Annotated in this window: 17 protein-coding genes; 9 read left to right on the top strand and 8 right to left on the bottom strand. The window is 66.6% G+C overall.

The annotated features are described in order from the left end of the window. The first annotated feature begins 18 nt into the window (after positions 1–18). Both ACWIDZ_RS13235 and ACWIDZ_RS13240 read left to right on the top strand, forming a co-directional pair. Positions 19–957: a hypothetical protein gene (locus tag ACWIDZ_RS13235; RefSeq protein ID WP_453989437.1), complete on the top strand. Its 939-nt coding sequence runs from the start codon at positions 19–21 to the stop codon at positions 955–957. Positions 958–977: 20 nt separating this feature from the next. Then, complete coding sequence (locus ACWIDZ_RS13240; RefSeq protein ID WP_453989438.1) at positions 978–1,868, top strand: hypothetical protein; 891 nt, start codon at positions 978–980, stop codon at positions 1,866–1,868. 199 nt (positions 1,869–2,067) lie between these two features. Here ACWIDZ_RS13240 and uvrA read toward each other — a convergent pair whose 3' ends face one another. After that, positions 2,068–5,007, bottom strand: a complete 2,940-nt coding sequence (gene uvrA, locus ACWIDZ_RS13245) for an excinuclease ABC subunit UvrA (protein WP_453989439.1) — start codon at positions 5,005–5,007, stop codon at positions 2,068–2,070. A 161-nt stretch (positions 5,008–5,168) separates the two neighbouring features. On the opposite strand from uvrA, the gene ACWIDZ_RS13250 reads away from it, so the two are divergent. Further along, complete coding sequence (locus ACWIDZ_RS13250; RefSeq protein ID WP_338575559.1) at positions 5,169–5,621, top strand: hypothetical protein; 453 nt, start codon at positions 5,169–5,171, stop codon at positions 5,619–5,621. On the opposite strand, the gene ACWIDZ_RS13255 is transcribed toward ACWIDZ_RS13250, so the two are convergent. Then, complete coding sequence (locus tag ACWIDZ_RS13255) at positions 5,618–6,142, bottom strand: group III truncated hemoglobin (RefSeq protein WP_453989440.1); 525 nt, start codon at positions 6,140–6,142, stop codon at positions 5,618–5,620. The two genes, ACWIDZ_RS13250 and ACWIDZ_RS13255, sit on opposite strands and share 4 nt — an antisense overlap. Positions 6,143–6,308: 166 nt before the next feature. Here ACWIDZ_RS13255 and ACWIDZ_RS13260 point away from each other — a divergent pair, with 166 nt between their 5' ends. Then, complete coding sequence (locus ACWIDZ_RS13260) at positions 6,309–6,446, top strand: hypothetical protein (RefSeq protein ID WP_453989442.1); 138 nt, start codon at positions 6,309–6,311, stop codon at positions 6,444–6,446. Beyond that, entirely contained in the window at positions 6,412–8,013 is a 1,602-nt protein-coding gene (locus ACWIDZ_RS13265) for an ABC-F family ATP-binding cassette domain-containing protein (RefSeq protein WP_453989443.1), read from the top strand. The genes ACWIDZ_RS13260 and ACWIDZ_RS13265 overlap by 35 nt, the downstream gene beginning before the upstream one ends. Here ACWIDZ_RS13265 and ACWIDZ_RS13270 read toward each other — a convergent pair. From ACWIDZ_RS13270 to ACWIDZ_RS13285, 4 genes are read right to left on the bottom strand one after another with little or no spacing between them, the layout of a single operon-like run. After that, positions 7,986–9,587, bottom strand: a complete 1,602-nt coding sequence (locus ACWIDZ_RS13270; protein WP_453989444.1) for an EAL domain-containing protein — start codon at positions 9,585–9,587, stop codon at positions 7,986–7,988. The two genes, ACWIDZ_RS13265 and ACWIDZ_RS13270, sit on opposite strands and share 28 nt — an antisense overlap. A 53-nt stretch (positions 9,588–9,640) precedes the next feature. Beyond that, positions 9,641–10,081 (bottom strand): flagellar basal-body protein FlbY, encoded by a 441-nt coding sequence (locus ACWIDZ_RS13275; protein ID WP_453989445.1) that lies wholly within the window; start codon positions 10,079–10,081, stop codon positions 9,641–9,643. Next, positions 10,078–10,386 carry a rod-binding protein gene (locus tag ACWIDZ_RS13280; RefSeq protein WP_453989446.1) on the bottom strand — a complete coding sequence of 103 codons (309 nt, stop codon included), beginning with the start codon at positions 10,384–10,386 and terminating at the stop codon, positions 10,078–10,080. Before ACWIDZ_RS13280 ends, ACWIDZ_RS13275 begins: the two co-directional genes overlap by 4 nt. Beyond that, positions 10,386–11,504, bottom strand: a complete 1,119-nt coding sequence (locus tag ACWIDZ_RS13285; protein WP_338575548.1) for a flagellar basal body P-ring protein FlgI — start codon at positions 11,502–11,504, stop codon at positions 10,386–10,388. The genes ACWIDZ_RS13280 and ACWIDZ_RS13285 overlap by 1 nt, the downstream gene beginning before the upstream one ends. A 184-nt stretch (positions 11,505–11,688) precedes the next feature. On the opposite strand from ACWIDZ_RS13285, the gene ACWIDZ_RS13290 reads away from it, so the two are divergent. The 3 genes from ACWIDZ_RS13290 to gltX all read left to right on the top strand — a co-directional run bounded on the left by ACWIDZ_RS13290 (position 11,689) and on the right by gltX (position 14,166). After that, complete coding sequence (locus tag ACWIDZ_RS13290; RefSeq protein WP_453989447.1) at positions 11,689–12,117, top strand: flagellar assembly protein FliX; 429 nt, start codon at positions 11,689–11,691, stop codon at positions 12,115–12,117. Between the two features lie 207 nt (positions 12,118–12,324). Continuing rightward, entirely contained in the window at positions 12,325–12,738 is a 414-nt protein-coding gene (gene dksA, locus ACWIDZ_RS13295) for an RNA polymerase-binding protein DksA (protein WP_291782169.1), read from the top strand. 93 nt (positions 12,739–12,831) lie between these two features. Continuing rightward, positions 12,832–14,166 carry a glutamate--tRNA ligase gene (gltX, locus tag ACWIDZ_RS13300; RefSeq protein ID WP_453989448.1) on the top strand — a complete coding sequence of 445 codons (1,335 nt, stop codon included), beginning with the start codon at positions 12,832–12,834 and terminating at the stop codon, positions 14,164–14,166. Positions 14,167–14,243: 77 nt separating this feature from the next. Here the strand turns inward: gltX and ACWIDZ_RS13305 are convergent, their stop codons facing one another. Both ACWIDZ_RS13305 and ACWIDZ_RS13310 read right to left on the bottom strand, forming a co-directional pair. Continuing rightward, on the bottom strand, positions 14,244–14,537 hold the full coding sequence (locus ACWIDZ_RS13305; RefSeq protein WP_291782163.1) for a CC_3452 family protein: 294 nt from the start codon (positions 14,535–14,537) through the stop codon (positions 14,244–14,246). Positions 14,538–14,652: 115 nt separating this feature from the next. Further along, positions 14,653–15,258 carry an LOG family protein gene (locus ACWIDZ_RS13310; protein WP_453989449.1) on the bottom strand — a complete coding sequence of 202 codons (606 nt, stop codon included), beginning with the start codon at positions 15,256–15,258 and terminating at the stop codon, positions 14,653–14,655. A 132-nt stretch (positions 15,259–15,390) separates the two neighbouring features. Between ACWIDZ_RS13310 and ACWIDZ_RS13315 the strand changes: the two genes are divergently transcribed. Then, positions 15,391–16,134, top strand: coding sequence for a hypothetical protein (locus tag ACWIDZ_RS13315; protein ID WP_453989450.1), 744 nt, complete (start codon positions 15,391–15,393; stop codon positions 16,132–16,134). Positions 16,135–16,183 lie beyond the last annotated feature (49 nt).

Genomic DNA, 16,183 nt, shown 5'->3' on the forward strand with positions numbered 1-16,183 from the left:
CGACGGCGGAGGCTGTTCATGACCCATGGATTCCAGATCGATGAAGCGCTGGCGGATAGTTTTCGTCTGATCCGGCGTCGGCCCGGCAGCGTCTTCGCCTGGGGCGTCGTTCTGGCCCTGCCTGTATTGCTGTCCGCCATCGTCATGATCGATCTCTTGATGACGATCGGCCTTGAGGCCATGGCCGAGAATGCAGACGCCAGCCCGCAGGCGCTCGCCGCCATGATGCGGATGCAGGCTTGGTCCATGTTGATCAATGTGGTGCAGTTGATCGGTTACGTACTGATCATAGCCGCCATCTGCCGCGCGGTGCTGTGGCCCGAGCGCGCGCCGGGTCGCTTTTTCGATCTTCGAGTCGGCATGGATGAGGCGAGGGTGGCCGTGGCCGGCCTGGCCGTCATGGCGGGCTGCTATGGCGTGATGCTGGTCGTCCTTCTACTGGCCTTCGCTTTTGGGGCGGCCTTCTGGATGGTGTTCGAAACAGCGGCTGTGGTGCTGGGCGTGGCGGTGGGGCTGGCGGGAATCGTCGGCATCGTCTGGGCGGGGTTGCGGACCTCCATGATCATGCCGCTCAGCATCGCGTCTCAGGATTTCGCCTTCGTGGAGGGGTGGAAGATGACGAAGGGCCGCGTCGGGATGCTGTTGGGCCTGTTCGCCGCGACGCTTGCCATCACGTTTTTGGTCCATGTGCTGTTTCTGATCGTGGCGGGACTGATCGCCCTGGGCGTCAGCATTCCCTTCTGGCCTCAACTGGCGGCCTGGGCCCAGAGCGCGTCGAGCGAGCTTCCGGCCTTCAACCCGCTCGTTGTCGCAGTGGCGGGCGTTGCGGCCTTTATCGCCATTGCGGCTTATTACGGCGTCATTGTCGCCATCTGGATCGCGCCCGGCGTTTCGGCCTGTCGCCAGATACTGGCGATGCAGAAACAGGACGAAACCGGCGCGGCTGCGTTAAGCTGAGCGAGAATCGAGGAGCCAGCATGAGTTTCAACGCCACCGAATCCGCCTTTGAGGGCTTCCGCCTGGCCCGTCGGGCGCCGATGGCCATTCTGGCCTGGGCCGCCGCCTATATCGTGTTCTTCGCGGTCTTCTTCGCCGTGGCCGGCGGCAGCCTGATCAACATCATCAACCTGGCCGAGCAGATCGAACAGAGCGCCGAGCCGTCGATGGAAGAGTTGATGCTTGTGTGCCGGGCCTATGGCTCGATGATGATGCTGGCTTTGCCGTTGTCGCTGCTGTTCAGCGCCGTGCTGACGGCGGCGGTGGCGCGCTCCGTCATTCGTCCGGAGGAGAAGCGGTTCGGCTATCTGCGCCTGGGACGCGATGAACTGCGTATCTTGGGGGCCACGCTGGTTGTGGCGCTGCTGATGTTCGGCGTGATGATGGGCGGCACGGTGCTGGTCAGCGTCTTTGTGGGGCTGGCGGCGAGCATGGCCGCGCCCTTCCTGATCCTGCCGGCGGTTCTTGTGGGACTTGGGGTTGCTGCGGTCGCCGTCTGGCTGGCCGTGCGCCTCTGCCTGGTCGCGCCGACGACCTTCGTAGAGCAGAAGATCGCCATCAAGGAAAGCTGGGCCATGACCAGGGGCCGTTTCTGGCCGTTGCTGGGCATGGCGGTTCTGGCGGGCGTCATGTCCATGCTGGTGGGGCTGTTGGGCTCCATCGTCATCGCGCCGCTGAACTTGATCTTCGGCGGCCTGGAAAGCCTGGTGGGAGCAGAGACGACCAATGTCGCCACGCTTCTCGTGAAGTTCTGGCCGGCCCTGCTGGTGTGGGGCGTGGTCAACGCCCTGCTGTCGGCGGCGCAGGCGGCCGTCATCTATGCGCCGTTCTCGGCGGCCTATCTGGGCATCAGGGGCGTGCCGCGCGTCTGATCCGACGACCTCGCTGGAAATGAAACGCCGCGCTCCGACAGGGGCGCGGCGTTTCATTCCAGTTGTTATCCCCCGCTCATCCCGGCGGACGCCGGGATCCAGTGCTTTGGCTTCAGGGCGCGGCGCCTGACTCACAGATTGCCGACGGGCGCTCTCACTGGGCCCCGGCGTCCGCCGGGGTGAGCGGATTGGAATCGGTTCAGGCGCTCTTGCGGGCCTTGGCGCGTTTGGCGGGCGCAGGTTCGGCGGTCAGGGCGGCGACGCGGCCCTTGCGGCGTTCCTCGTGCCGGTCCAGCACCTCTTTGAGGTAGCGGCCGGTCCAGCTGGCGGGGTTCTCGGCGACCTGTTCCGGCGTGCCGACGGCGACGATTTCGCCCCCGCCGTCGCCGCCTTCGGGGCCGAAGTCCAGCAAGTGGTCGGCCACCTTGATGACGTCGAGGTTGTGCTCGATCACCACGATGGTGTTGCCGTTCTCGACCAGCTCCTGAAGCACCTCCAGCAGCTTGCGCGTGTCCTCGAAGTGCAGGCCGGTCGTCGGCTCGTCCAGAATGTAGAGCGTCTTGCCGGTGGCGCGTTTGGACAGCTCCTTCGACAGCTTGACCCGCTGCGCCTCGCCGCCGGACAGGGTGGTGGCGGGCTGGCCGACCTTGACGTAGCCCAGCCCCACGCGCTCCAGCGTCAGCATCTTGTCGCGGATCGACGGCACGGCGGTGAAGAATCGCGCCGCTTCTTCAACCGTCATATCCAGAACGTCGGATATACTCTTGCCCTTGAAGACAATTTCCAGCGTCTCGCGGTTGTAGCGCTTGCCCTTGCAGACGTCGCAGGTGACGTAGACGTCGGGCAGGAAGTGCATCTCGATCTTGATGACGCCGTCGCCCTGGCAGGCCTCGCAGCGGCCGCCCTTGACGTTGAAGCTGAAGCGGCCGGGGCCGTAGCCGCGCGCCTTGGCCTCGGGCAGGCCCGCATACCAGTCGCGGATAGGACCGAAGGCGCCGGTATAGGTCGCCGGGTTCGAGCGCGGGGTGCGGCCGATCGGCGACTGGTCGATGTCGATGACCTTGTCGAAATGCTCCAGCCCCTCGATGCGGTCGAAGGGTGCGGGGGCGTCGGACGCATTGTTCAGACGCCGCGCGGCGGCCTTGTAGAGCGTCTCGATGGTGAAGGTCGACTTCCCGCCGCCCGACACGCCGGTGATGCAGGTGAAGACGCCCACCGGAATCTCGCCCGTGACGTTCTTCAGGTTGTTGCCCGTCGCGCCTGAGACTTTCAGCATCCGCTTGCGGTTGATGGGGCGGCGGCCTTCGGGCGGCAGTTCGATCTCGCGCGCACCGGTCAGATACTGGCCGGTCAGGGAGTTGGGGTTGGCCATGACCTCGGCGGGCGTGCCCTCGGCGCAGACCGTGCCGCCATGGACCCCGGCGGCCGGGCCCATATCGATGACGTAGTCGGCCGTTAGGATGGCTTCTTCATCGTGCTCGACCACCAGCACGGAGTTCCCCAGGTCGCGCAGGCCCTTCAGGCTGTCCAGCAGGCGGGTGTTGTCGCGCTGGTGAAGGCCGATCGACGGCTCGTCCAGCACATAAAGCACGCCAGTCAGGCCCGAGCCGATCTGCGACGCCAGCCGGATGCGCTGGCTCTCGCCGCCCGACAGGGTGCCGGAACTGCGAGACAGGTTCAGATAATCCAGGCCGACGTTGTTGAGGAAGCGTAAGCGGTCGGTGATCTCCTTCAGGATGCGCCGGGCGATCTCGATCTGCTTCTCGGTCAGGCCGTCTTCCAGGGTCGAGAACCACAGGAAGGCCTTGGAGATCGACAGGTTGGAGATGTCGGCGATGTCCTCGCCCCCGACCTTGACCGCGAGGGCTTCGGGCTTCAGGCGCTTGCCGCCGCAGACCTCGCACGGGGTTTCGGACTGATAGCGGCCCAGTTCCTCGCGCACCCATGCGCTGTCGGTCTCGCGCCAGCGGCGCTCCAGGTTCGGCAGCACGCCCTCGAACGGCTTGGAGACCTCGTATTTGCGGGCGTTGTCGTCATAGACGAACTTGATCTTGTCGCCGCCCGAGCCGCGCAGGATGACGGCCTGCGCCTTTTCCGGCAGGTCGCGCCACGCCTTGTCCATCGAGAAGCCGTAGTGCAGGGCCAGCGATTGCAGCGTCTGCGTATAGAGCGGCGAGGGGCCGCGCGCCCACGGCGCCACCGCGCCCTTGTGCAGGGTCTTGTCGCGGTCGGGGATCACCAGATCGGCGTCGAAGGCCAGCTTGACCCCCAGGCCGTCACAGGCCGGGCAGGCGCCGAAGGGGTTGTTGAACGAGAACAGCCTGGGCTCGATCTCGCTGATGGTGAAGCCTGAGACAGGACAGGCGAACTTCTCGGAAAAGACGATCCGGCGCGGCTCTTCGCCTTCGGGCGCATTCGCCCATTCCGCCGTGGCGATGCCGTCGGCCAGACCCAGCGCGGTCTGAATGCTGTCGGCGTAACGGCCCTCAAGACCCTCTTTGGTTACAATGCGATCGACGACGATATCGATGTCGTGCTTGAACTTCTTGTCGAGCGCGGGGGCGTCCTCGATGGCGTAGAACTCGCCGTCGATCTTCAGCCGCTGGAAGCCCTGACGCTGCCACTCGGCCATTTCCTTCTTGTACTCGCCCTTGCGGCCGCGAACGACCGGCGCCAGCAGCAGGATGCGTTCGCCGTCGGGCAGGGCGGTCAGCTTGTCGACCATCTGGCTAACGGTCTGGCTTTCGATCGGCAGGCCGGTGGCGGGCGAATAGGGAATGCCCACGCGCGCCCAGAGCAGGCGCATGTAGTCGTGGATTTCGGTGACGGTGCCGACGGTCGACCGCGGGTTCTTCGACGTGGTCTTCTGTTCGATGGAGATCGCCGGGGACAGGCCCTCGATCAGATCCACATCCGGTTTGCCCATCAGTTCCAGGAACTGGCGCGCATAGGCCGACAGGCTTTCGACATAGCGGCGCTGACCCTCGGCATAGATGGTGTCGAACGCCAGCGAGGATTTGCCCGACCCGGACAGGCCGGTCACGACCACCAGCTGTTCACGCGGAATGTCGAGATCGACGCCCTTGAGGTTGTGCTCGCGGGCGCCGCGAACGCGGATGAAGTTGTGCTTTTCGACCATGAGATCCGAGGAACGCGGGAGACCCCGAAAACGGTCCGGGGCGACGACGCTATATGGGGATCAATTCGCCGCAAACAGCAAGAACAATATAAGAACTCTTGGGCTCGTCGTTGTGGCCGCAGGGATTCCGCATATGCTGCCGGTCAGAAGCGGAGGGATGTATGAAAATCGGTTTTCAGGCTGTGATGCTGGCTCTGGCGGCCTCGGTGCTCGCCGCCTGTAATTTTCACGCGACGCTGCCTACATCCGATCCGGTGCTGAACGCTGAGGCTGAGGCCTTTTACGGCGATATGGTCGCTGGCCGTGATGACGCTGTCGTTGCGCGGATGCTGTCGGAAAACGATCCGGCAGAGGTCAAGGCCCAGCTTCCCATGCTTCGCGACATGATCGGCGACGCGGCTCCGCCTGAGCCCAAGCTGGTGCAGTCCCGCAAGACCACCGGATCTCAGGGCGAAACCTATGAACTGGAGCAGGACTACGTTTACGCGGATCGCACGGTTCGGGTCTATTCCGCCATGATGCGCGAGAAGGGCGAGTGGAAGGTTCATACCTTCAACATCAATGTTCGTATGGCTGGCGAGCCGAAGGCGGCGGAAGACGATAAAGCCGCCTAGTTTTCCGGCGCCCACGGCGTTGCCGGCCGCTGATAGCGTTCGCCGGGGCCGACCATCACCCCGTTGGCGTTGGCGACGCCCAGTTCGAGGCTTTCGGCGATGCGGCGGGCGCGGACGATGAAGTGTTCGGCCGCCAAGGGCGGACACAGATCGCGGGCGGTCGCCTCGAACAGGCTCAGCCAATGGTCAAAGTGGCGCGCATCGATGGGCAAGGGCAGGTGTTTGGGCATGGGCCGCCCTTGATACACGCCGGTGGACAGGGCGACGGACGACCAGAACAGCTTCATCTGCTCCAGATGCGGACCCCAGTCGTCGATGCGGGCGTCGAAGATCGGGCCGATGAAATCGTCGTCGCGCACCTTGGCGTAGAAGCCCTCGACTAGGGAGTCGATCATGGCTTCGTCGATGCCGGTCTCGGCGCGGATGCGGGCCACGGCGGCTTCTCTACGTGCGGCGGCTTCGGCTCGATCCGGCGCAGGACGGTCGATACGGAAGGCGACGGGACGATCAGGCGTGCTCATGACGCTCAAGATAGGAGCCGGGAGGCCGAAAGACCATGACGCCGATTGTCCAAGGGGGCGTGGCGGCCGCATTGCGAAAGCTGAGCCGCAGTTTTGGGGTTGCGTTACGAAACTTCCGTCCCCATCCTTCCATCAGCCAACGCATCAGTGAGGAGGCAAGACGATCATGATCAGCACCCTGGAAATCGGTTTCGCCTTTTCCATGCCGCTGCTCGCGTTCGCCTATGTCCTTACTCAACCCAAGCCCAAGCCGGTCCGCATCCGCGCTCGTGACGCTCAACGGCGTCGCGGCCCGCACGCCTGACGGCCGAAGCCTCTTCGACAATCTGACGCTCGCCTTCGGGCGCGAACGCACGGCCGTCGTGGGTCGCAACGGCGTGGGCAAGACCACGCTGCTGCGCCTTGTCGCTGGTCTGGCCGAACCGGCCGAGGGCGCGATCGCGCGCGCCGGAACGGTCGGCTGGCTGGCGCAGGCCCAGACGCCGGGCGATGATGAGACGGTCGCCGAGACGCTGGGTGTCGCTGCGCCTCTGGCTGTCCTGCATCGCGTGTTGGCGGGTGAAGGTTCGCTGGACGACATGGCCGAGGCGGACTGGACGCTGGAGGAGCGGATGCAGGCGGCTCTGGTCGAGGTCGGTCTGGCCGATCTGGCGTTGGATCGCTGTACGGCGGAGTTGAGCGGCGGCGAACAGACGCGTCTGCGGCTGGCGGGGCTGAAGCTGGCGACGCCGGACCTGCTGGTGCTGGACGAGCCGACCAATCATCTGGACGCCGAGGCCCGCGCCATGATCGCCGATGTCGTGACCGACTGGCCGGGCGGGGTGGTGCTGGTCAGCCACGATCGCGCCCTGCTGCGTCGCGTGGACCGCATCGTCGAGCTTTCCAGTCTGGGCGCGCGGGTGCATGGCGGCGGCTGGGATCTGTATGTCGAGCGCCGCGACGCCGAACGGGCCGCCGCCGAACGCGATCTGGAACAGGCGGAACGCGCTATCGGTCGGGTCCAGCGTGAGACGCAGATGGCGCAGGAGCGTCAGGCGCGCCGTGATCGCACGGCCAAGGCGGCGCGCGCCAACAGCTCCGATCCCAAGATCCTGCTCGACGCCCAGGCCCAGCGGGCCGAGGAAACCGGCGCGCGTGGTCAGCGGCTGGCGGAACGCAAACGCCAGGCGGCCGAGAGCGATCTGGTGGAGGCGCGCGAGCGCGTCGAACGCGTGCGCCAGATGGCGCTGGCCATGCCGCCGACCGGGCTGCCTACGGGACGTACGGTGTTGAACCTGAACGAGGCGGTCGTGAGGGTCGATGACGGCCGCCTTCTGCTGGGGCCGATCTCCCTGCGTCTGACTGGGCCGGAACGGGTCGCCGTGACCGGTCCCAACGGGGCGGGCAAGACGACCCTGTTAAAGCTGATCGCGGGGCTGACCGAACCATCGGCGGGCTCGGTTGAGCGGCCGGTTCGCGCGGCCTTGCTGGATCAGCAGGCGGCCATGCTGAATCCGGACGAGACTCTGGTCGACGCCTGGCTGAGGCTGAACCCGCAGGGCACGCCCAATGCGGCGCGGGCGGCTCTGGCGCGCTTTCTGTTCCGCAATGTGCAGGCCGACCGCAAGACTGGAGACCTGTCTGGCGGCGAGCGGCTGCGCGCGGCCCTGGCCTGCGTCATGACCGGGACGCAGCCGCCGCAACTGCTGGTGCTGGACGAGCCGACCAACCATCTGGACATCGATTCCGTCGAGGCGGTGGAGGCGGCGCTGTCAGGCTATGACGGCGCTCTGGTGGTGGTCAGCCACGACGCTGATTTTCTAGCGAATCTGGGTGTCGAACGAACGGTTGTGCTGAAGGACGGTCAGCTCCAGCCTTCGACCACGCCCTGACGGCGGCCACGGATCGCGAGGGTGCTCAGAATGGTGCGCGGCTCAGGCTCGGCCCGGCCGAACAACCAGCCCTGACCGTGGGTGACGCCCAGGTCGCGCAGGGCGTCGGCGATCTGATCCGTCTCGATCATCTCGGCTATGGTTTCGAGCTCCAGCGACCCGCATAGTTCGACCAGGTGGGCGATCAGGGTGCGCGTACGGGCGTCGGTATGGATATCGCGCACCAGTGCGCCGTCGATCTTCACCGCGTCGACCGACAGGCCGCGCAGATAATCGAAGGAGGCCGAACCGGCCCCGAAGTCGTCGATGCAGACCTTGATCCCCGCATGGCGCAGGGCGCCCAGGCGCCGGTCGGCGGCGGCCAGATCGGCCAGGGCGGCGGTCTCCGTCACCTCGACCATCAGGCGCCGACGATCATCGGGCGCCGCAGCGGTCATCTTCAGCAGGGTCGCGACATAGGCGTCGTTGGCCAGGGAGGCGCCCGAGACGTTGACGGCGATCTTGAGCAGGCCGCCGCCCGGCTCGCGCAGGCGCCGCACCGCCTTTTCCGCTACGGCCAGGTCGAAGCCGTCGATCAGGGCCAATTCCTCGGCCATGCGGATGGCGGCGGCGGGGCCTGATCCCTGTCCGAAGCGGGCCAGGGCCTCGAAATGATGGACGGCCCGGGTCTTCAGATCGACGATGGGCTGGTAATAGAGGGCGAAATCCCGGTCGCGCACGATGCTGCGGAAACGGTCGGCGTCTTTCAGCGTGCGTTGCAGGGAATCGGCGAAGGACAGCTCCGGTTGACCCAGCCCGCCGTCCTTCAGGCAGCCCTCGATGGCGAAGCGCATGGCGCGCAGGGCCGAGGCGGCGTCGCCGCCCAGGGCGCTCTGCGTCGCGACGGCCGACAGAACAACGCCCTCGGCCTGACCGGCTTTCCGCATTTCCGCCGCCAGATCTCTCGTATCGTCCAGCTTGCGGATCAGGGCGTAGCGGTCGGACGTCAGCCGACCCGCGCTGGCGCCGTCGTGGGAGGCGGCGTTGAGCGCGCCGCCGATGCGATGGTGAACCCGCTCCAGCGTGGCGGGATCGACGTCATGCAGGCCGTTCACGTCGATGAAGGCCAGGGCCAGGCGTTGCAGGACGCCGGTCTCGCCGCTCGAAAGGCTGGCGTGCGCATGAGTCAGAAAGCCCTCGGCGTCTCTCGGCGGAGCGCCTGCGGCCGGAGGCGCGTGGTCGACCTCGAAGGGCTCGCCTTGATAGGACAGGGCGCAGGACCGGGCCGGGGCGATGTCGGGCAGGGCGAAGGCGCGTAAGGTTGCGGGGCGCATCCGGCCGTCGCCACAATCGACCAGAACCTCAGCGGCGGGACTTCTCTGTCCCGGCAGCAGCGCGTCCAGCAGATTCTGCAGCGTCGCGGCGCTCTGGACCGACAGGCGCTCGCCGAGAGGGCGGCCGATCCAGGCTGAGGTTTGCTGACCTGCGACGGGGCCGGAACCCAGGGCGAAGCGCACCACGCCATGCTGATCGACTTCGATCAGCGCGTCGGCGGCGGCGAACGCCAGGCCCAGGAGGCGGGGGGTCAGTGTCATGCCGAAGCCGTAGGCCGCACGCTGTTAAAGAATGGCGATGGCGATAAGGGGCCTCAGGCGGTGCGGTTCAGCGCCACGGCCCGTCCGTCGCCCTGCATCGCCTGACCCGCCGCGCCATAGCCCACGCCCTGAGCTCGGGCGCCCGCCACCTCGGCGGCGATGGTGCGGACCAGGCCTTCGGACACCCGGCGGGCCGCTTCGACGGTCACGGCGTGTTCCGCCAGGACGGCCTCGAAGGTTTCGGTGGCTTCGATCAAGGCCTGCCGGTCGGTTTCGGGCGCAGCGGCGATGGCGGCGGGGTTGGCCTTCACCTGGGCGGATTCGCGGCGATAGAGGTTGGCCATCTCCTGCGTCTCGGCCACGCCCTGGGCCAGATCCTGAGCGCGGTGGGCGCGCATGGCGTCCATTTCCAGCGATAGGCGATCGGTCAGGTCTCGGGTCAGGCGGGTCAGGTGCTGCACCCGCAGGGCGGCGGTCTCGACATCGGCGGTCATGCGCCTTGCTCCTGCATCTTGATCATCTGGGCCAGGACGCTGTCGGCCAGGCCGACGCCGCCCGCCTTCACCGTCTGCTGAGCCATGGCGTCGACCAGGAAGCCGCGCCAGGCGGCCTCGCCTGCGCCGCCGCCGAAGGGAGCCTCGGTGCTGAGGCCCTCGAACATGGGCTTCATCATCTGCGACAGAAAGCTGGCCTCGAAGGCTTCGGCCGTGCGGCGCATGGCTTTCTGGTTCTCAGACGGGGCCGGGCTGGCCGGGATATTGGCGCGCAGCAGGCCCGGAGAGACGGCGAGAGCGTCCATCAGATCACCTCGATTTCAGCCTGGAGGGCGCCGGCGGCCTTGATGGCCTGCAGGATGCTGATCATGTCGCGCGGGCTGACGCCCAGCGCATTCAGGCCGTTGACCAGGGTGGAGAGCGAGGTCGAGCCGCCGACGATCCGCATCTGGCGGCCGGTCTCCTCGGAGATGCTGATGTCCGACTGGGGCACGACCACGGTCTGACCGCCGCGGCTGAACGGCTCGGGCTGGCTGACCAGAGGCGTTTCCTGGACCGAGACGGTCAGATTGCCCTGGGCCACGGCGACGGTGGAGATGCGGACGGCCTCGCCCATGACGATGACGCCGTTGACCTCGTCGATGATGACCTTGGCCGGAGAATCGATCTGGACCGGCAGGTTCTCGACCCGACTCAGGAAGCCCGCCATGCCGAAGTTCTGGGGCGCGCGGATGGCGACCACGGTGCCGTTCTCGGCGAAGGCGGTCTGGGGGTAGGTTTCGTTGATGGCGGCGGCGATGCGTTGCGCCGTGGTGAAGTCGGGGTTGCGCAGGGTCAGGCGCACCGACGGCATGGAACCGAGATCGAAGCCCGTCTCGCGCTCGACCACGCCGCCCGAGGCGATGCGGCCCGCCGTCGGCACGCCGCGCGTGATCGAGGAGCCTGACGCGCCCGAGGCCGAGACCGCGCCCGTCTGCACCGACCCTTGCGCCACCGCGTAGATTTCGGCGTCCGCGCCCTGCAGCGCCGTAACCAGCAGCGTTCCTCCCAGCAGGCTCTTGGCGTCGCCCATGGCCGAGACGCTGACGTCCAGCCGCGAGCCCGGCGTGGCGAAGGGGGGGAGTTCGGCCGTGACCATGACGGCCGCGACGTTCTTGGTGTTCAGGTTGGCGCCGCGGATGTTGACGCCCTGGCGCTCCATCATCCCCTCCAGCGACTGGCGGGTGAAGGGCGAGTTGCGGACGCTGTCGCCGGTGCCGTTGAGGCCGACGACCAGGCCGTAGCCGACGAGCTGGTTGGAGCGGACCCCCTCGATCGAGACGATGTCCTTGATGCGCGACTGGGCCTCGGCGACGCCCGGCTGGACGGCGAGCGCCACGGCGGCGACAGCCGGGGCGATGAGGGCGGTAAGCAACTTCTGCATGCGACAGAGGTCCCTGCGTGAGCGTTCGTCATTAACCATGCGAGGATCGTGCCGGAAGAAAACTTCATTAATTTCAATGATTGACCGGGATTTGGTCGGCGCCTGGCGGCAGGTTTTGCCGGGCCGTTAACCAAGACTTCAATCCCTGGCGGCATGGTGCGACGCGTAGAAGGAGACGTCTTGCATGAAGGTCACCGGACCCTTGGGCGCCGCTTCGACGCCGACCGCGCGACCGGCCGCACGTGCGGCGGGCGGCTTCGCCTTGCCGGCGACGGCCAGCGCGACGTCCGCCGCCCAGGCGGGGGCGACCTCGGGCGCTTCGGGCGTGGCCGGTGCGGCGGCCCTGATGGCCTTGCAGGGGGTGGAGGATCCGACCGAGCGTCGACGCCGGGCCATTCGGCGGGGATCGGGCCTGCTGGATCGGCTGGACGAATTGAAGCTGGCCCTGCTGGGCGGTCAGGACGGCGCCGCCGCCCTGGGCCGTTTGGCCCGTGACCTGCGCGAAGAGCGCGAGGAAGGAGCAGAGCCGGGCTTGAAAGCTGTGCTGGATCAGATCGACCTGCGCGCTTCGGTGGAACTGGCGAAAGCTGAAATGAGCCGCGTTCGCGTCTGAAGGCGTTGAAACTTCGGCTGAACCCCGGATCTCTGGCGGTTTGTGAGGATAATTCGCCACACTTCCCCTGGGTCAATGCACCTTAGCCATATCACGGACACGCGAACGCCATTGCCGCGACTCTTGCGCTTGCCTATACGGCCCTTGCGCCGCAGGGGGGCGCGATAGAGAACGAGTGTGAGTGCGATGACCGCATTGGCCTCTGTAATGTCCGGGGACTCGGCTGTGTATCGGCCGACCGACGACGAACCGTTCATGAACGAGCGGCAGGTCGCCTATTTCAAGAGCAAGCTTCTGAGCTGGAAGGACGACATTCTTCGCGAGTCGAAGGGCACCGTCACCAATCTGAAGGCCGAGACTGAGAACCACCCTGACCTGGTGGATCGGGCCTCTTCCGAGTCCGACCGTGCGCTTGAGCTTCGGACCCGTGATCGTCAGCGCAAGCTGATTTCCAAGATCGACGAAGCCCTGCGCCGGATCGAGGACGGTTCCTACGGTTACTGCGAAGACACCGGCGAGCCGATCGGCCTGGGTCGTCTTGAAGCCCGCCCGACGGCGACGCTGTCGGTGGAAGCTCAGGAACGGCACGAACGCCGCGAGCGCGTTCACCGCGACGACTGACGCTTCCCTCGCGTCGATTAAGGGCGGTTCGGCTTGACTTGAGAGGGCGGCGGCGCGACCAAGCCGCCTTCCTATCGAGGTCGTTGATCCCCCATGTCCGTCAAGGTTCGTTTCGCTCCGTCTCCCACGGGTAAGCTGCACGTCGGCAATGTCCGCACGGCTCTGGTGAACTGGCTGTTCGCCAAGGGGCAGGGCGGTTCGTTCGTGCTGCGGATCGACGACACCGACCTGGTCCGCTCGACTCAGGAGTCGGAAGACAACATCGAGATCGACCTGAAATGGCTCGGCCTGACCTGGGATGAACGCTACAATCAGTCCAAGCGGTTCGATCGCTATGAAGAGGCTGCCGCTCGGCTGAAGGCCGATGGTCGCCTCTACCCCTGCTACGAAACGGCCGACGAACTGGACCGCCGCCGCAAGGTGCAGCTGTCGCGCGGCCTGCCGCCCATTTATGACCGCGCCGCCCTGTCGCTGACCGAGGCCGAAAAGGCCGCTCTAGAGGCCGAGGGCCGCCGTCCGCACTGGCGCTTCAAGCTGGAAGGCAAGCGCGTCGCCTGGGAAGACCTGGCGCGCGGTCACGCCGAGGTGGACACCGCCTCCATGTCCGACCCGGTTCTGATCCGCGAGGACGGCCTGTTCCTCTATACGCTGCCGTCGGTCGTCGACGACATCGACATGGAGATCACCCACATCATCCGAGGCGAGGACCACGTCACCAACACCGGCGCCCAGATTGAGATCTTTGAGGCGCTGGGGGCCAAGGTTCCTGGCTTCGCCCATATGCCGCTGCTGGTCGGCGCCGACGGCACGGCCCTGTCCAAGCGCCTGGGCTCGCTGGCCATCATGGACATGCGCGCCGACGGCTATGAACCGATCGCCATCACCAGCCATCTGGGCAAGATCGGCACTTCGGACAATCTGGAGGTCGCCGCCTCGCTGCAGGAACTGGGTGACGCCTTCGCCTTCTCCAAGATGGGCCGTTCGCCGGCTCGCTACGACACGGCCGATCTGGACCGTCTGAATGCTCAGGCTGTGCACGCCATCGACTACGCCGGGGCCAGGCCGCGCCTGGAAGTTCTGGGCGTCGATCTGGGCGAAGCCTTCTGGAACACGGTGAAGGGCAATCTCAGCAAGTTCGGCGATGTCGTTGAAATGGCGAAGATCGTCACGGGGCCGGTGACGCCGGTGATCGAGGACGCCGCCTTCGCCGCCGTCGCCCTGGAGTTGCTGCCCGAAACCATCGACGCTGAGGCCTGGTCAGCCTGGACCTCGGCGGTGAAGGACAAGACCGGCGCCAAGGGCAAGGGTCTGTTCATGCCGCTGCGTCTGATCCTGACGGGGCAGGCGCATGGGCCGGACATGGCGGCCATGATCCCCCTGATCGGCCGCGAGCGCATGGTTCAGCGGCTGAAGGGCGAAACCGCCTGACGGTCGGGGCGCCGGATACAAGAAAGGCCGCCTTCGTCGTGAAGGCGGCCTTTTTCGTTGTGGACCGTGGATCGGGATCAGCCCGCGTTGCAGGCGGCGACCTCTTCTGCGCTCAGAGCCTGGCCCTTGTAGGAGAAGCTGGTCACCGGGCCGATCTTGGCGACCGTGCGACGGCAGGCGCGCGTCGCGGGCTGATTGGAGCCGCCGGTGGCGGTGCAGGCGTCGCCTTCGCAGCGCCAGGTGGCGCCGTCGACGATCACGCGGCCGGTCGGGGCCTTGGCGGCGTCAGCCAGGGTGGCGCTGGTGGCCGGAGCCTGGGCGAAGGCGGGGGCGGCCGCGAACAGGGCGACGGCGGCGAGAAGAGCACGCATGAACAGTCTCCGATAAGGGTAGGGCGCACGCCCAGCATCGCCATAGTCCGTTTTTTAATGAAACTGTCAATCCAGCTTCCTGCTCGACGGACCGGCGTTACTGACGCACGTTTACTTACCGATGATCATGTTGCAAGTGCGGCGTGTCCTGAGCTGATTCCATGGCCTCGATCGCGGCCTCGACAGAATCGACGCTGACATAGGCCTCCAGGAAGCCCGCCGGGGTCATGCCCTTCTCGACGGTGTGTTCGATCAGGGTGAAGAAGCCGTCCCAGAAGCCGTCCAGATTCAAGAAGATGACGGGCTTGGCATGCAGGTCCAGCCGCTTCCAAGACAGCAATTCCACGACTTCTTCCAGCGTGCCGACGCCGCCGGGCGCGACCACGAAGACGTCGGACTCGTCATACATGAGCTGCTTGCGCTCATGCATGGAGGTGACGACGATCGTCTCCACGTCGTCGAACAGCCGTTCGCGGCTGCGCAGGAAGGCTGGCATGATGCCCACCACGCGGCCGCCCGCTTCATGGGCCGCCCGGGCGGACGCGCCCATCAGACCCACGCCGCCGCCGCCATAGACGAAGCGCCAACCCGCCTCGGCTACGGCCTTCCCGAACGCCGCCGCCGCCTGGATGTAGCGGGGATCAGTTCCATCGGACGAGCCGCAGAACAGGCAGACGGACCGGCCCTCGAATGGGGCGATATTGACGGAGGGCAGGGACATGGGACCTTTGACGACCTCTGGCGGCAGGTGGAAGGACAGACGGACAAACCGGGCAGGCCGGGCCGAAGGGGCTGGGCCGGGCGGACGTAGCCGTCTATCTGGACTGACAGCCTTATAGCGATGCGGGACAGGATGGAACGAAGGATCGGCCTGCTGGCGAGTTTGAGCCTTGTGCTGGCGACGGCGCTGTCGGCCTGCGGTTCGCCCAAACCTGAAGCGGAGGCGGACCCGGCCGAAGCGCAGGAAGACGACTGGATGACGACGCCGCGCATCTTCAGCGTTTCCACTCAAGGAGACGGCGGCGTCCTGGTGCGCGGCGTGGCGGCGCCGCGCGCGCGCGTCATTCTCAGCGGGACGGACGGACCGGCCGTGGCGGCGGGCGCGGACGCCCAGGGCCGGTTCGAGCTCCATGTCGGCGCCGCAGCGACAGGCCAGGTTCTGACCCCGGAGATTCAGATCGGCCAGACGGCGACGCCTGGGCCTCAGCGCCTGCTCGTGGTGGGGGAGGGAAGGCAGGCGGCCGCGCTGCTGACGGATGGCGGCCCCAGCCTGCGCCTGACGCCGGGGCCGGCCTTGGACGCCCTGGATGGCGACGGTCGAGGTCTGATCGCCTCCGGTCGCGCAGATCCAGGCCAGAAGATCGTCGTGCGCGCCGGCGGGATGTCAGCCCAGGCGGTGGCGGATTCGCGCGGGCGCTGGGTCGCGCCTGTAGCGACGGCCAGCGATCGTGCAGGCGATATCGAGGTCGATGGAACGGTCTTTCACTACCCTGGGCCAGGCGCGCCCGCCGCCCACGCCGAACGGGCGGGCGAGGGCTGGCGAATTACGCGGGGGCTGTCTGGTTCCGCCTATCAGACGACCTGGTTGCCGGACTGAAAACAGCGTTAATGACCCGTTAACCAAACCGGTTGATCAAGGGCCTGTC

The sequence above is a fragment of the Brevundimonas sp. NPDC055311 genome (assembly GCF_053645695.1).

Coding starts and splice junctions, on each gene's coding strand:
- ACWIDZ_RS13305 (WP_291782163.1), bottom strand. CDS start 14,537: ATGCGTGCTCTTCTCGCCGCCGTCGCCCTGTTCGCGGCCGCCCCCGCC.
- ACWIDZ_RS13285 (WP_338575548.1), bottom strand. CDS start 11,504: ATGCAGAAGTTGCTTACCGCCCTCATCGCCCCGGCTGTCGCCGCCGTG.
- ACWIDZ_RS13275 (WP_453989445.1), bottom strand. CDS start 10,081: ATGACCGCCGATGTCGAGACCGCCGCCCTGCGGGTGCAGCACCTGACC.
- ACWIDZ_RS13290 (WP_453989447.1), top strand. CDS start 11,689: ATGAAGGTCACCGGACCCTTGGGCGCCGCTTCGACGCCGACCGCGCGA.
- ACWIDZ_RS13255 (WP_453989440.1), bottom strand. CDS start 6,142: ATGAGCACGCCTGATCGTCCCGTCGCCTTCCGTATCGACCGTCCTGCG.
- ACWIDZ_RS13280 (WP_453989446.1), bottom strand. CDS start 10,386: ATGGACGCTCTCGCCGTCTCTCCGGGCCTGCTGCGCGCCAATATCCCG.
- ACWIDZ_RS13315 (WP_453989450.1), top strand. CDS start 15,391: ATGGAACGAAGGATCGGCCTGCTGGCGAGTTTGAGCCTTGTGCTGGCG.
- ACWIDZ_RS13260 (WP_453989442.1), top strand. CDS start 6,309: ATGATCAGCACCCTGGAAATCGGTTTCGCCTTTTCCATGCCGCTGCTC.
- ACWIDZ_RS13235 (WP_453989437.1), top strand. CDS start 19: ATGACCCATGGATTCCAGATCGATGAAGCGCTGGCGGATAGTTTTCGT.
- ACWIDZ_RS13240 (WP_453989438.1), top strand. CDS start 978: ATGAGTTTCAACGCCACCGAATCCGCCTTTGAGGGCTTCCGCCTGGCC.
- gltX (WP_453989448.1), top strand. CDS start 12,832: ATGTCCGTCAAGGTTCGTTTCGCTCCGTCTCCCACGGGTAAGCTGCAC.
- uvrA (WP_453989439.1), bottom strand. CDS start 5,007: ATGGTCGAAAAGCACAACTTCATCCGCGTTCGCGGCGCCCGCGAGCAC.
- ACWIDZ_RS13270 (WP_453989444.1), bottom strand. CDS start 9,587: ATGACACTGACCCCCCGCCTCCTGGGCCTGGCGTTCGCCGCCGCCGAC.
- ACWIDZ_RS13310 (WP_453989449.1), bottom strand. CDS start 15,258: ATGTCCCTGCCCTCCGTCAATATCGCCCCATTCGAGGGCCGGTCCGTC.
- dksA (WP_291782169.1), top strand. CDS start 12,325: ATGTCCGGGGACTCGGCTGTGTATCGGCCGACCGACGACGAACCGTTC.
- ACWIDZ_RS13250 (WP_338575559.1), top strand. CDS start 5,169: ATGAAAATCGGTTTTCAGGCTGTGATGCTGGCTCTGGCGGCCTCGGTG.